The 13,478-nt window shown below is 61.5% G+C and carries 13 protein-coding genes; 7 read left to right on the top strand and 6 right to left on the bottom strand.

Translation table 11 applies throughout. From position 1 onward, the window contains the following. Positions 1–6 precede the first annotated feature (6 nt). Together V7651_RS00685 and V7651_RS00690 are read right to left on the bottom strand one after the other, a co-directional pair. A complete protein-coding gene (locus tag V7651_RS00685; protein WP_035535829.1) occupies positions 7–948 on the bottom strand; it encodes a DUF4013 domain-containing protein in 942 nt (313 codons plus the stop codon). A 49-nt stretch (positions 949–997) separates the two neighbouring features. After that, a complete protein-coding gene (locus V7651_RS00690) occupies positions 998–1,813 on the bottom strand; it encodes a hypothetical protein (protein WP_035535828.1) in 816 nt (271 codons plus the stop codon). 95 nt (positions 1,814–1,908) lie between these two features. Here V7651_RS00690 and trmFO point away from each other — a divergent pair, with 95 nt between their 5' ends. Beyond that, entirely contained in the window at positions 1,909–3,315 is a 1,407-nt protein-coding gene (gene trmFO / locus V7651_RS00695) for a methylenetetrahydrofolate--tRNA-(uracil(54)-C(5))-methyltransferase (FADH(2)-oxidizing) TrmFO (RefSeq protein ID WP_035535946.1), read from the top strand. Positions 3,316–3,336: 21 nt separating this feature from the next. Next, entirely contained in the window at positions 3,337–4,317 is a 981-nt protein-coding gene (locus V7651_RS00700; protein ID WP_051624473.1) for an NAD-dependent epimerase/dehydratase family protein, read from the top strand. A 3-nt stretch (positions 4,318–4,320) separates the two neighbouring features. Here the strand turns inward: V7651_RS00700 and V7651_RS00705 are convergent, their stop codons facing one another. Together V7651_RS00705 and V7651_RS00710 are read right to left on the bottom strand one after the other, a co-directional pair. After that, the gene (locus tag V7651_RS00705) at positions 4,321–5,643 is read right to left on the bottom strand and encodes a PQQ-dependent sugar dehydrogenase (RefSeq protein WP_035535827.1); all 1,323 of its coding nucleotides are present in this window, start codon (positions 5,641–5,643) and stop codon (positions 4,321–4,323) included. A gap of 73 nt (positions 5,644–5,716) precedes the next feature. Next, positions 5,717–6,367 carry a squalene/phytoene synthase family protein gene (locus V7651_RS00710; protein WP_162174797.1) on the bottom strand — a complete coding sequence of 217 codons (651 nt, stop codon included), beginning with the start codon at positions 6,365–6,367 and terminating at the stop codon, positions 5,717–5,719. Positions 6,368–6,431: 64 nt separating this feature from the next. On the opposite strand from V7651_RS00710, the gene V7651_RS00715 reads away from it, so the two are divergent. Both V7651_RS00715 and V7651_RS00720 read left to right on the top strand, forming a co-directional pair. Further along, positions 6,432–7,028 (top strand): superoxide dismutase, encoded by a 597-nt coding sequence (locus V7651_RS00715; RefSeq protein WP_035535826.1) that lies wholly within the window; start codon positions 6,432–6,434, stop codon positions 7,026–7,028. 171 nt (positions 7,029–7,199) lie between these two features. After that, positions 7,200–8,813 carry a DEAD/DEAH box helicase gene (locus tag V7651_RS00720; protein ID WP_035535825.1) on the top strand — a complete coding sequence of 538 codons (1,614 nt, stop codon included), beginning with the start codon at positions 7,200–7,202 and terminating at the stop codon, positions 8,811–8,813. Between the two features lie 24 nt (positions 8,814–8,837). On the opposite strand, the gene V7651_RS00725 is transcribed toward V7651_RS00720, so the two are convergent. Both V7651_RS00725 and V7651_RS00730 read right to left on the bottom strand, forming a co-directional pair. Next, on the bottom strand, positions 8,838–9,917 hold the full coding sequence (locus tag V7651_RS00725; RefSeq protein WP_051624471.1) for a sensor histidine kinase: 1,080 nt from the start codon (positions 9,915–9,917) through the stop codon (positions 8,838–8,840). A 61-nt stretch (positions 9,918–9,978) separates the two neighbouring features. Next, positions 9,979–11,415, bottom strand: a complete 1,437-nt coding sequence (locus V7651_RS00730; RefSeq protein ID WP_035535824.1) for a coniferyl aldehyde dehydrogenase — start codon at positions 11,413–11,415, stop codon at positions 9,979–9,981. Positions 11,416–11,566: 151 nt separating this feature from the next. On the opposite strand from V7651_RS00730, the gene V7651_RS00735 reads away from it, so the two are divergent. The 3 genes from V7651_RS00735 (at position 11,567) to V7651_RS00745 (ending at position 13,476) form a co-directional block, all read left to right on the top strand. Then, positions 11,567–12,367, top strand: coding sequence for an enoyl-CoA hydratase/isomerase (locus tag V7651_RS00735; RefSeq protein ID WP_034737436.1), 801 nt, complete (start codon positions 11,567–11,569; stop codon positions 12,365–12,367). A gap of 105 nt (positions 12,368–12,472) precedes the next feature. Then, on the top strand, positions 12,473–12,961 hold the full coding sequence (locus tag V7651_RS00740; RefSeq protein WP_035535823.1) for a DUF3291 domain-containing protein: 489 nt from the start codon (positions 12,473–12,475) through the stop codon (positions 12,959–12,961). Continuing rightward, complete coding sequence (locus V7651_RS00745; protein ID WP_335611856.1) at positions 12,958–13,476, top strand: SixA phosphatase family protein; 519 nt, start codon at positions 12,958–12,960, stop codon at positions 13,474–13,476. The genes V7651_RS00740 and V7651_RS00745 overlap by 4 nt, the downstream gene beginning before the upstream one ends. The last annotated feature ends 2 nt before the right edge of the window (positions 13,477–13,478 follow it).

Raw genomic sequence — 13,478 nt, forward strand, 5'->3', positions numbered from 1 at the left:
GACCCCCTAGACAAATGTGTCGTCGATTGCCGGATGGTCAGCCCATTCCGGATCGGTGCGGGCCGCCAGTGCTGCCGGTCCGGAAAAGATGTGCATGCCGCAGCCTTGCAAAAAGACCATGCCGACCACCAGCAAGGCGCCGGGAATGAGGACGGCGGGCGAGAGCATGGCGCGGAATATTGCCGAGGGATCCTCTGATTCCATTCCGTTCATCATCGGCATAAGCGAGGCAACGATGGCGACCACGAAGATCATGTAGATCACGAAGAACACGACAGACATGATCAGGCCGAGGACGATCCAGCTGCCGACAATGGTCCATGCCTTGCCTTTCGTCACGCGCCAGGCCTGTCCGAACCGGATGCTGCGATCCCGCACGGTGAGCGCGGCGGCGGGTGAAAAACGGGCACATAGCCAGAGCGCAAAAATCATGTAGGCGAGCGCGAGGATGAAGGTCAGCAGCCCGCCAATCATGGCGCCCTCGCCTGTGCCGGTTGCGGCCGCGATGGCCATAGGCACGATAAATGCGATGATACCGCCGAGATACAGCCCGATTAACAGGACAAACCAGATCAGCCCCACCACGAGGAGGCGCCATTCATCGCCGCCGAGCCGCAGTCGGAAGCCTTCAGCCCGCATGTAGCGACGCTGGTTTGCGCCTTCGAAGATCATCCAGAAGGCAAGGCCAAGCGGAATCAGGACCGCGTAACCGAGCAGGACGCGCCCCATGTGCTGCATCATGGCGGCTTCCATGACCAAGGGGTCTTCCATCGCCGCAGGATCGAACATGGCGCCGTAAATGGGCCATTGCAGCCCGATGCTTACCGCCGAGAGGATCACATATAGCAAGACGTAGGTCGCGCCATAGCTGAGCAGGAAGCCCTTGGGGCCACCTGTTTTACGGAAATGCATCATCGCATTGCCGAAATCAAAACTCACTGGATTCATTGGCCTTGGTCTCCCCACCTGATTGCCACTTAAAGGTATCTAAGCGGAGTCAGCCGGACGTTGCAATCTCGGCCAGTTCCGCAGCGTCGGGCGCGAGACGCGGCAGGGCGCTGACGGCGAGGCCGTGTCCGGCGAGCAGGAAGGGCGCCAACAGGAGTACACCAAGGGCACCGCCGATGAACAGGCCGGCGGGGGCTGTGCCGAGCAGCGGCGCGAGCGCGGCATTTATGGCTATCGCCGCAAAGAAGGGGCCGACATGGGTGGCCATGGCCGCGATGCTGAGCCGGAGCGCATGGCCCTTGGTCCACGGCCATGTGCGAAACACCATGGTCTCGCCCCGGCTGACCGTCGCGGCGCCAACGAGCAGGAGGCGTATGGCAAAGAAGCAAAGCGCCCAGAGGCCGAGCGCGCAAGCCAGGATGAAGACAGCGCCATAGGCCGTGGGCAACATGTCCATGAAGGCGGCCTGCACGATTGCAGGATCGGTTTTCGCATCAAGATCCGTTCGGCCCGAGACTTCCAGCAGGATGCCCGGCAGGATGGCGAGGAAGAAGGCGATGAACACGCCCACGAAAAGGAAGGCCATATAGATGGCGAGATTGGCGTGGGCGAGTTTGAGGAATGTGCCAGAGGATGCGCCCAGCATGCTGCGATAGACCCTGAGCGAGAAGGCGACGCCAGCGGCGAACACAACGACCAGCAGCATGAGGTTGATAATGGCGCCGACCTGCAGGTAAAGCGTGAGCCGATAGAGCCCAGCCGTGACCATCAGACCCGCCAGCCACGGAAGGCTCGGCAGGGCGGCGCGGAGGGCGAGGCCCCAGGCCTCGGCAACCATTCCCGCAACGGGCAGCTTCACGTCCATGGTGCGACTCCTCATTGGTTCCACACCTAAACCGCAAGGCGCCGGGCGGCAAACACCATCTTGACGCGCCGGGCTGGCCTGCGCATGTCCCACCCATGAGCATCAAACCTATCCATATTATCGGTGGCGGCATGGCCGGATCGGAAGCGACATGGCAGGCAGCGAGCGCGGGCGTGCCCGTGATCCTGCATGAAATGCGGGGCGTAAAGGGCACAGAAGCCCACCAGACGGACCAATTGGCCGAGCTGGTCTGCTCCAATTCGTTCCGCTCGGACGACCATACGACCAATGCCGTGGGCGTTCTGCATGAGGAAATGCGCCGGGCTGGCGGCCTGATTATCACCACGGCGGCTGACCATCAGGTGCCCGCTGGCAGTGCGCTGGCCGTCGACCGCGAGGGCTTTGCCGAGGCGATTACCGCCAAGCTGGAAGCCCATCCGCTGGTCACCATCGTGCGTGAGGAAATCGCCGGTATTCCGCCCGAAGACTGGGACAGCGTGATCATCGCGACCGGCCCGCTGACCTCGCAGGCGCTGGCCGAGGCGATCCATGCGCATACGGGCGAAGGCGACCTCGCCTTCTTCGATGCCATCGCGCCGATCATCTACATGGACTCCGTCGACATGACGAAGGCCTGGCGCCAGAGCCGCTATGACAAGCCCGGCCCCGGCGGCGACACGGCGGCCTATATCAACTGCGCTATGGACGAGGCCCAGTACAATGCCTTCCTCGATGCGCTGATCGCGGCACCTAAGACCGAGTTCAAGGACTGGGAAAAAGACACGCCCTATTTCGAAGGCTGCCTGCCAATCGAAGTGATGGCCGAGCGCGGGCGCGAGACGTTGCGTTTCGGACCGATGAAGCCGGTCGGCCTGACCAATCCGCACGACCCGACCGTGAAATCGCACGCCGTTGTGCAGCTGCGCCAGGACAATGCCCTCGGCACGCTGTGGAACATGGTGGGTTTCCAGACCAAGCTGAAACATGGCGCGCAGGCGGAAATCTTCCGCATGATCCCCGGCCTCGAGAAGGCCGAGTTCGCGCGGCTGGGCGGCATCCACCGCAACACGTTCCTGAATTCGCCGAAACTGCTGGACGAGCAGCTGCGCATGAAATCCATACCGCGCCTGCGCTTTGCAGGTCAGGTGACGGGCGTTGAAGGCTATGTCGAGAGCGCGGCCATGGGCCTGCTCGCCGGGCGCTTTGCGGCGGCCGAACGCCTCGGCCGCACCCTGCCCCCGCCACCGCCGACCACGGCGCTCGGCTCGCTGGTGCTGCACATCACAGGCGGCCATTTGCAGGGCAAGCAGACCTTCCAGCCGATGAACGTGAATTTCGGCCTGTTTCCGGACATTACCGACTATTCGAAAGTCGGCCCGGACGGCAAACGCCTTCGCGGCAAGGACAAGGGCCGGGCCAAGAAGATGGCCCAGGCCGTGCGCGCGCTGCAGGATGTCGATGCGTGGCTGGCGGGTGAAGCCGAGCTGGTGCCCGCGGAATAGAGACAGTCAGGGAGCAGGCCTTTGAAACTTCTGCTCACCGGATCGACGGGCTGGCTGGGACGCCACTTGGCGCCCTTGCTGGAGGCGTGCGGGCACCGCGTCGTTGGGCTGGATGTGGCGCCGGGACCGTTTACGCAGGTGATCGGCACTGTCGCAAACCGTGCGCTGGTCGACCAGATATTCGCGGATCATGGCATTGAAGCTATCATTCATGCAGGCGCGCTGCACAAGCCGGATATTGCGCGGTTTCCGCGCCAGGCCTTTATCGACACGAATGTGACCGGCACGCTGAACCTGCTGGAGGCGGCGGTGGCGGCGGGGCATGACCGGTTCGTGATGACATCCACGACATCGCTGATGATTTCGCAGGCCATCCGGGACGAGGCATCGGCGGAGGCCGTGTGGTTGGACGAGGATCAGGGGCCGCTGGCGCCGCGCAATATTTACGGCGTGACGAAACTGGCGGCTGAGGGGCTGTGCCGGCAGTTTGCGCTGGAGACCGGGCTGAACTGCGTTGTGCTGCGCACGTCGCGCTTCTTTCCCGAGGATGATGACACGCTGTCGAACCCACCGCCGGAAAATCTGAAAGCCAATGAATTCCTGCACCGTCGGCTGACGGTTGAGGACGCAGCGCGAGCCCATCTCGTGGCGCTGGAGAAGGCGCCGGATGTGGGCTTTGGGCTATATATCGTATCGGCGCTGAGCCCGTTTGCGCGGTCGGAATGTGCCGCCCTGAAGCGCGATGCCGCTGCGGTCATATTGCAGCACTTCCCGGATGCCGCTGACCTCTATGCAAGCCGGGGGTGGCGCCTGCCGCAGCAGATCGGGCGCGTTTATGACGCCTCGCGGATAGAGCGGGAACTCGGGTTTCGCTGCGAGACGGATTTCGCCGCCGTGCTTGGGGCTTTGCGGTCAGGCGCGGTGATGCCGTTTGCGCATGATGGCGGGTTCCGGTCGCCGAGCCTTGATGGCCGCGCGCTGATTGAAGGCGCGCGGCGTTAGGCTTTACTGCGCCGTGACGCGCCAGATGCGGTTGCCGACATCGTCTGCAACAAGGAGAGCGCCGGACTGGTCGAGCAGGACGCCGACAGGGCGGCCATGGGCGGTGTCATCAGTCATGAAATCATCGAGCACGGTCACTGGCTCGCCTGATGGCATGCCATTGGCGAAGGGCACGAAGATGACCTTGTAGCCACTGCGCGGCTTGCGGTTCCACGAGCCATGTTGGCCGATGAAGGCGCCTTCGCCGTAATGCGTGGCCATGGCGCCGGTCGACCCGCTCGTCAGGTCGAGCCCGAGCGAGGCCGTGTGCGAACCGAGGGCATAATCCGGCGCGATGGCGCTGGCGACGAGATCCGGTTTTTGCGGCTCGACGCGCGTGTCGATGGTCTGGCCGTAATAGCTGTAGGGCCAGCCATAGAAGGCGCCGTCTTTCACAGAGGTGAGATAGTCCGGCACGAGATTGTTGCCGAGTTCATCGCGTTCGTTGACGACAGTGAAGAGCGTGCCGGTGGACGGATCGATATCCATGCCGACGGGATTGCGCAGGCCCGTGGCGAAGACGCGGCCCTCACGGGAGGCAATGTCGATTTCCCAGATGGCGGCGCGGCCTTCTTCGGCCTCGATGCCGTTTTCGGCGACATTGCTGTTGGAGCCGACAGAGGCGTAGAGCTTGGTGCCGTCAGGGCTGGCGACGACATTCTTGGTCCAGTGATGGTTTATCTCGCCCGCCGGGAGGGCAAAGAACTCTTGGGGCGTGGCAGTGTTCGTGGTGTTGCCCTCAACATAGGGCACGGTCACGATGGCATCCGTATCGGCGATGTAGAGCGTGTCGCCGACAAGCGTCATGCCGAAGGGCGAGTTGAGGCCGCTAAGATAGGTCGTGTGGGTTTCAGCCACGCCGTCGCCGTCCGCATCGCGCAGGAGGGAAATGCGGTTTGCACTGGGCACGCCGGCGCCAGCCTTGGCCATGACGCGCTTCATGAAGAAGCCGCGAATGCCGTCGCCATCTTCCGGGCGCGGCGGGCCATTGGTTTCAGCGACGAGTACGTCGCCATTCGGCAGCTGGTAGAGCCAGCGGGGATGGTCGAGGTCTGCGGCAAACTGGTTGACCGCGAGGCCGGCGGCGGGCGTCGGCTTCGCATCGCCTGTCCATGCCTTGGCGGTGGCCACATTCACGGTCGGCAGGAGCTTGTCTGTGGGTTTGGGCAGGTCGGGCGCCGGGCCAAAGCCAGTCTCGATGGGGAGTGTCTGGTTGCCATTGCAGGCGCCCAGTGTTGCGCCGAGCGCCATGATGAGCGCAGCCGATGCGACATTTCTATGTTTCATTTATTTCTCCTGCCTTGTCAGGAGAAGCGCACAAAAACCGGTCTGGTTCCAGACTTGTTCAGGAGACAGATTGTCAGACCTGCCCGGTATTCATCGCCTTCATGATGCTGAGACGCTTGGTGACAGCGTTCGGATCGCGGCCTTCTGAGTAGAACTTGCGCAGGCGGAAATGGGCGATGGCAGGCCGGATGGGCTTCGGCGCCGGGGCAACGTGTGGGCCGAACGCCTTGGTGTCGCTGCGACGGGTCGCGGCATAGGCAGGCGCGACTTCCTGTATCTCCGTACCCCAGCCATGGGCACCGGCGAGCACGCTGGCGGCGACCGCGGCGAGCCAGGCCTCAGGCTCGCGCGCGCGGTCCTCAGCCTCGAAAGCGGCCTGGTAGCCATCGACCAGTTTCTGCAGGGCGCCCACTTTCAGGCGCTGGCACGCGACTTCCTCATAGAGAGCGAGGCAGACGTCATGGGAGCGCGGCGTCTTCTCGGCCTCGATCTCGGAGAGGGCATCGCGCCACCACTGGAAGCGGATGGCGCCGAGCGTGTCTTCGGTCACGGCCAGCCGCACGCGGGCCAACTCGTAAGCCAGCGCATAAAGTGCTATCAGGGCGTTGCGGTATATTTCGGGGGCGAAACGACTGGATATCCAGCGATCTTCGTCCACGCGCTTAACGCGGGCGTCGATTGCCTTCCATTGTGTTTTGCTCAGAGGGCTAGTCTCGTTTGACATGGAACCCATATGTGGGAAGACGCGCTGATACACCAGTCAATGTTATGCAAGAAAGGACGATCTCATGGCTTTTTCCCTTCCCGACCTCCCTTATGGACGCGGAGACCTCGCTCCTCACATTTCCGAGGAGACCCTCAACTACCACCACGGCAAGCACCATCAGGCGTATGTCGACAATCTCAACAAGATGATTGAAGGCACCGATCTCGAGGGCAAGTCGCTCGAAGAGATCATCAAGGTCACTGCCGCTGACAAATCCAAGGCCGGCCTGTTCAACAATGCCGCCCAAGTGTGGAACCACACGTTCTACTGGCACTCGATGACACCAAACGGCGGCGGCAAGCCAACCGGCAAGATTGCCGCCAAGATCGAGAGCGATCTCGGCGGCTACGACCAGTTCGTGAAAGACTTCAAGGCAGCCGGTGGCGGCCAGTTCGGTTCAGGCTGGGCCTGGCTGGTGCTGAAGGATGGCAAACTGGCCATTACCAAGACGCCAAACGCCGAAACACCGCTGACAGAAGCTGGTGTGACGCCAATCCTGACCATGGATGTCTGGGAACACGCCTATTACCTCGACTACCAGAACAGCCGTCCGAACTATATGGACGCATTCATCAACAAGCTGATCAACTGGGACTTTGCCAACAAGAACCTCGGTTAATCAGACGTCACCCCATCCGTGAATTTACGGAAACTGAGACGCCCGCCTGTACTGGCGGGCGTTTTTGCATTATGTGCACCGCAACAGACGCTCCGGGCTCAGGATTCGCCCGGCAAAGCTGCCATTCGGGCAGCGTCGGGTATTATCAACAATCCTTGGACTGGAAACACTTTGAACGACGTAACATTTGCAGATCTCGGCCTCGGGCCGAACGTGCTGAAAGCTGTAGAAGAAGCTGGGTACACAACCCCCACGCCGATCCAGATGGAAGCCATCCCCCACATTCTTTCCGGCGGCGACGTGACGGGCATTGCCCAGACCGGCACCGGCAAGACGGCCGCCTTCGTGCTGCCAATGATCCACCGTCTCGCCCGCGGCCGGGCCCGGGCGCGCATGCCGCGCTGCCTGATTCTCTGCCCCACGCGCGAACTCGCCGCCCAGGTGGCCGAGAATTTCGAGAAATACGGCAAGTATCTCAAGCTCACCATGGCGCTGCTGATCGGCGGCGTGAGCTTTAAGGAGCAGGAAGGCCTGCTCCAGCGCGGTGTTGATGTTCTGATCGCGACGCCGGGTCGGCTGATGGACCAGTTCGAACGCGGCAAGCTGCTGCTGATGGGTGTCGACTATCTCATCATCGATGAAGCCGACCGCATGCTCGACATGGGCTTCATCCCGGACATCGAAAAGATCGTCGCCAAGCTGCCACCGAAGCGCCAGACGCTGCTCTTCTCGGCCACGTTCCCGACCGACATCCAGCGGCTTGCCAAGAGCTTCCAGATCAACCCGGTGAAGATTGAGGTTGCGCGCCCAACGGACGCCGCCAAGACGATCACCCAGCATGTCGTCCATATTCCGAGCAATGACGCCAAGGCCAAGCGCACCGCGCTGCGCCGCGTGATTGAGTCGTGTGATGTGAAAAACGGTATCGTGTTCTGCAACCGCAAGGTCGAAGTCGATATCGTTGCGGCTTCCCTGCAGAAGCATGGCCATGACGCTGCCGCCATCCACGGCGACCTGCCGCAGGCCTTCCGCACCGAAGTGCTCCAGCGCTTCCGCGATGGCGACCTGAAACTGCTGGTCGCATCTGACGTGGCCGCCCGTGGTCTCGACATTCCGGACGTCGACCATGTGTTCAACTATTCGCCGCCACCGAAAGACGAGGACTATGTCCACCGGATCGGCCGGACAGGTCGTGCCGGACGGAGCGGTAAGAGCTTTACGGTCGTCTCGCCGAGCGACGAAAAGTCCTGGGGCTTTGTCCTCAAGATGATCCAGCAGGACGTCGAGGAATATATGCCCGAAGGCCTGCTCGAAGAGCTTGAGAACCTGCCGCCGGAAGAACGCTCGAGCCGTGGCGGACGCAGTGGTGGCAGCAGCCGCAGCAGCGGAAGCAGCAGCCGTGGCCGTGGTGATCGCCCCGAACGTGGCCGTTCGCGCCGCTCGTCCGGCGACGACGCTCCGAAGGTGGAAGCCAAGGAAGAAGCACCGAAAGCCGAAGTCGCCGAAAAGGCGGACGTCGCCGAGAAGCCAGAACCTTCCGAGAAGGCCGAACGCGCTGAAAAGCCGAAACGCCAGCGCGCCCCGAAAGCTGACAAGTCCGAGAAGGCCGAGCCGAAGGAAAAAGCGGAAACCGCTGAGAAGCCGGCCCGTTCGTCCGAGCGCAGCTCACGCGGCGGACGCCCGCCACGCGACCAGAAGCGCAAGGATGACGATCTTATCCTCGCCCCCGCACCGGAGCGTGTAAAAGGCTTCGGCGACGACGTACCGGCCTTCCTGAAACGTTAGAATTTGCCAATCGGCGCAGGAGCCTTACGAGGCTGCCTTGCGCCGTTTTGCGATCAGGGAAGACGAGAAATCATGTTCCGCCGGAGGCCGGTTGAACGTGATTACGTATTTCGTGCCTGCCGGTCCTGTTTCAATTTTGACATCAGCACCAACAGATTGCGTCAATGATTCGACCAGGATGGTGCCGATGCCGGAGTGCTTGGTGCGTGGGCCGTGCGCGGGCATGCCGATGCCGTCGTCTTCGACTTCAATGCGCACAGTCTCGCCATCGCTTTCAAGCGCGACGTGAATCGCCCCCTTGTCGCGCTGCGTGAAGGCATACTTGCAGGCATTGGTCACAAGTTCCGTCACCGCAAGGCAGACCGAGACAGCCTTGCTGACCGGAAGCACGATCTCGCCCTCTGTCTGGCATGTCAGCCGAATATGATCGTCCACAGAGTAAGTCTGCACGACGGTTGCACAAAGGTCGGGCAGGAGCTGGGCGCAGTCGACATGGTCGTGCGTGCCAAGCTCGTACAAGCTGCGATGGGCGGCCGTGATCACTTCGATCCGCTGCCGCGTAAGTGAAAGCGTCTCGCGCGCAATCTCGTCGTCAATGCGCTTCATTGGCAGGGCAACGAGCGAGGCCACGATCTGGAGGCTGTTGCGGACCCGGTGATTGACCTCGAAAAGGAGCAGCTCCTTCATTTCGAGCGCCTGAAGCAAGGCCTGTTCCGCGATGACGCGTGATGTCTCGTCACGGAGCGTCAGGACGGAACCGATCTGGACACCTTCGGAGTCGCGTACAGGTCGTGCCGTTCCCACGGCGATGACGACCGTGCCGTCGGGTCGGCGGATCTTCCAGGGAGCGTCAACAACATCCTCGCCACGCATCACGGCACGTGCGAGCGGCAGCTCGTCAGGCGGATGGGGCGCATCATCCATCGTCAGCAACTGATAATCATCCGAATACGAATCAGGGGCACCACCGACAAGTGAGCGTCCGTGAATTTCCTCCGCAGCGCGATTGACGCTGATAATTCGGCCATCGGCGTCAGCGATAATAACGCCCTCACCGAGCTGATCGAGCACCACGGACTTGAAGCCTTCAAGCGAACTCAACATGTCATGGCCTCCGTGCCAACGGCTCAATATAGTGCGGGAGGTAATACGAAAGTCTAAACCGTCAACGCTTCAGGCGACCTTTCACCTGCTTGCGGAAAGCGTCGCCATAGGGAGGACGGATCATGGCCAGCATCTCACTGCCGGTTTGGGTATAGACGGACTTGCGGTGACTGAATTCGTAGAAGCCTTCGCGGCCATGGTAGCTGCCCATGCCGGAGGGGCCAACGCCGCCGAATGGCAGGTCTTCCTGTGCGACATGGAAGAGCACATCATTGACGGTAACGCCGCCCGAAGTCGTATTGTTGAGCACCTTGTCGCGCTCGGCCGAATCCTCGCCGAAATAGTAGAGCCCCAGCGGGCGGTCATGGGCGTTGATGTAGGCAATCGCATCACTGGTTTCACCATAGGACTTGATCGGCAGGATGGGGCCGAAGATCTCGTCCTGCATCACGGTCATGTCGTCGGTCGGGTCGACGATGATGTGCGGTGCGATCTTGTGGTGAGGCTGTTGCGAGAAATTGTCTCCGGTCGGATTGATTTCGATCACTTCAGCGCCTTTGGCCCGCGCGTCCTCTATATAGGACATGATCCGATCATAGTGGCGCTGATTTACGATGGACGTGTAGTCGTCATTGTCCTTCAGTCCGGACGGGAACATTTTCTGGACCGCACTCGTGGCAGCCGCTGTGAACTCGGCGGTCTTTTCCTTGGGCACGAAGGCATAGTCTGGCGCGAGGCAGATCTGCCCGGCGTTAAGTGTCTTGCCGGCCATGATGCGGTTGGCGGCTTTCTGCATGTCAGCGGAGCGGCCAAGAATGACCGGGCTCTTGCCGCCCAGCTCAAGCGTGAGCGGGACAAGGTTGTCGGCTGCCGCACGCATGACGTGCTTTGCAACAGAAGTCGCGCCAGTGAAGAGGATATGGTCGAAAGGCAGCTTCGTGAACTCGGCGCCGACTTCGGGGCCGCCGGTGATTACGGCCATTTCTTCCTCGTCATAATATTGCGCAATCACGGACTTCATCAGTTCCGACGTCGCCTCGGTGAATTCCGACGGCTTGATCATGCAACGGTTGCCGGCGGCGAAGACACCCGCAAGCGGCGTGAAGGTCAGGTTGACCGGGAAGTTCCACGGGCTGATGACGCCGATCACGCCTTTTGGCTGGAACTGGATCTGCGCTTTGGAGCCCAGAAGATTGAGCGGGAACTCGACGCCGCGCTTGTCTGGCTGCATCCACTTGTGAAGGTGCTTCTTGGCAAACTTGAGCGCGGCGATCGAGGACGCAATGTCGGTAAAGGCCGACTGGTCCTTGGAACGATGGCCGAAATCCTCGCACATGGCCTCGTTGAAGGCGTCGCCGTGGGTGATCAGAAGGTCGATGGACTTGTCGAGCCATTCGATCCTTTTCGCAGCGGACGGTATGCCGTCGCGCAGGTTTGCCGCCTTTTGTCGCGTGAGGATGGAGCTCATGCCGCTGCCTGTTGCGCTGTCGAGTGCCATTCCAGAATCTCCCATAGCCATATTTGTAAGTGAACAGTGTAGCTCGCGTTCAGCACTTAACAAAGCGAAATGCATTGCCCTTGCGTGAGGCGTTCACAAGGCGGGCAAACTTACTAGATTGCCGACACAAACTTCCGGGAGAGAAACAAAGATGGCCTATTCAAAAATTTCCTACGAACTGGACGGCGATACGGCCATCATCAGCTTCGACGATGCGTCCACCATGAACGCCTGCGGAATCGATACCGCACAAGAACTGTTGCATGCGTTCGAGACGGCTGCGCGCGAAGCCCGCTGCACGATCCTCACAGGCAAAGGCCGCGGCTTCTGCTCTGGTGCGAACCTCGGCGCAAACCCCGGCAGCGGCACGGCGCTCAGCCATCCGGGCTCGATGCCCGATGCCGGCCGCGCCCTGGAAACCCACTATAATCCGCTCATCCTGGCCATTCAGGACCACCCGCATCCGGTCATCACGGCCGTGAACGGCGCGGCAGCCGGTGTCGGCTGCGCCCTCGGCCTGATCGGCGATCTCGTGATCTGCGCCAAGAGCGGCTACTTCCTGCAGGCATTCCGCCGCATCGGCCTCGTTCCCGATGGTGGCTCGACCTACCTGCTGGCCCGCACGATCGGCCGTGTTCGCGCCATGGAAATGGCCCTGCTGGGCGAAAAGATTCCTGCCGAACAGGCCATGTCCTGGGGCCTCGTCAACCGCGTGGTCGAAGACGACGCGCTGATGGACACGGCAAAACAGCTGGCCAAGCAGCTCAGCGAAGGTCCGACAATGGCGCTCGCCATGACGCGCAAGCTGATCTGGTCGGCCTGTGACGGCGATTTCGAAGGAGCCCTGCGGGCCGAGCGCCTGTCCCAGCGCACCGCTGGCCGGTCTGAAGATTTTGCTGAGGGCGTTAAGGCCTTTCTCGGCAAGCGGAAAGCCGTCTTCAAAGGCAAATAATCATCTTCAGATTGCAGAAATTCCGCTCCAGTTAACACTGGAGTAAGGCATCCGTGACATTTTCCCGGCGACTATATATTTGGGCCGGGGGGGGCGGTTACCTGCATGGATTACAGGCTGATTCATTTCAACTGTGCGCGCCCGACAGGCGCGTTTACGTTCGAGAATGAGTTCGTGCGGGTTTTCCTGTCGATCCTGCCGCGAATATTCAGCGACGCCGACTCCTTCGAAGGGCTTCACTGGCATCGCCATGGCGTTCGCGAGCCCAGTGGCATCTGGCGCGACCTGTATCAGGCATTCCCCTATGCGGAAGAGCTGGGCATACCGGATGTCTGCACCATGGCCGGCTGGACATCGCTCGAGGAAATGCGGCGCTTCGTCTATTCCGGCAAGACGCACCCTGCCGGCATGCGCCGCCTGCAATCGCAGCTCGACCGCAGCCAGGGCCCCGGATTCGTCATGTGGTGGGCCCCACGTGACGAGCGTTTCACGATGAGTGACGGATGGGACCGCCTGCAGCATCTGCGCATGCACGGCCCGAGTTCCTACGCTTTCTCGCTGGATGACCCCATCGCCAGACCCCAAGTCGCATGAGGGTTTCCCGGCGCGCCTTTGCGGGCCTGATGGCCGCTGCGGTTCTGTCTGCCGCCTGCATGTCTTCACCGCCACCACCGGAAACGGTGATCTACCTTGTTCGCCACGCGGAAAAGCAGGTCGGCGATGACCCCTCGCTGACCGCTGAAGGTCTCGCACGCGCTGAAGAACTGGCGCTGACGCTGAAACATGCCGGGATCACGCAGATTTATTCCACAGATACGGCGCGGACACGCCAGACAGCGGCGCCGCTGGCAGCGGCCCTGAGCCTGCCTGTGGAGCTATATGATGCCTCAGACCTGCCCGCCTTCGCGAACCAGCTGAGGGCGCAGACCGGCACAATTCTGGTTGTGGGTCATTCCAACACGACTCCCCCACTGGTGGAATTTCTGGGCGGAGATCCCGGTACGGAAATTAACGAATTGGGCGAATTCGACCGGCTCTATATGCTGCATATCACCGGTGAAACGGTGCGAACCAAGCTACGCCGCTATGGCAGCCCCTACAAACCATAGGG

Origin of the sequence: Hyphomonas oceanitis (assembly GCF_036964545.1) — a bacterium.
GTDB lineage: Bacteria > Pseudomonadota > Alphaproteobacteria > Caulobacterales > Hyphomonadaceae > Hyphomonas > Hyphomonas oceanitis.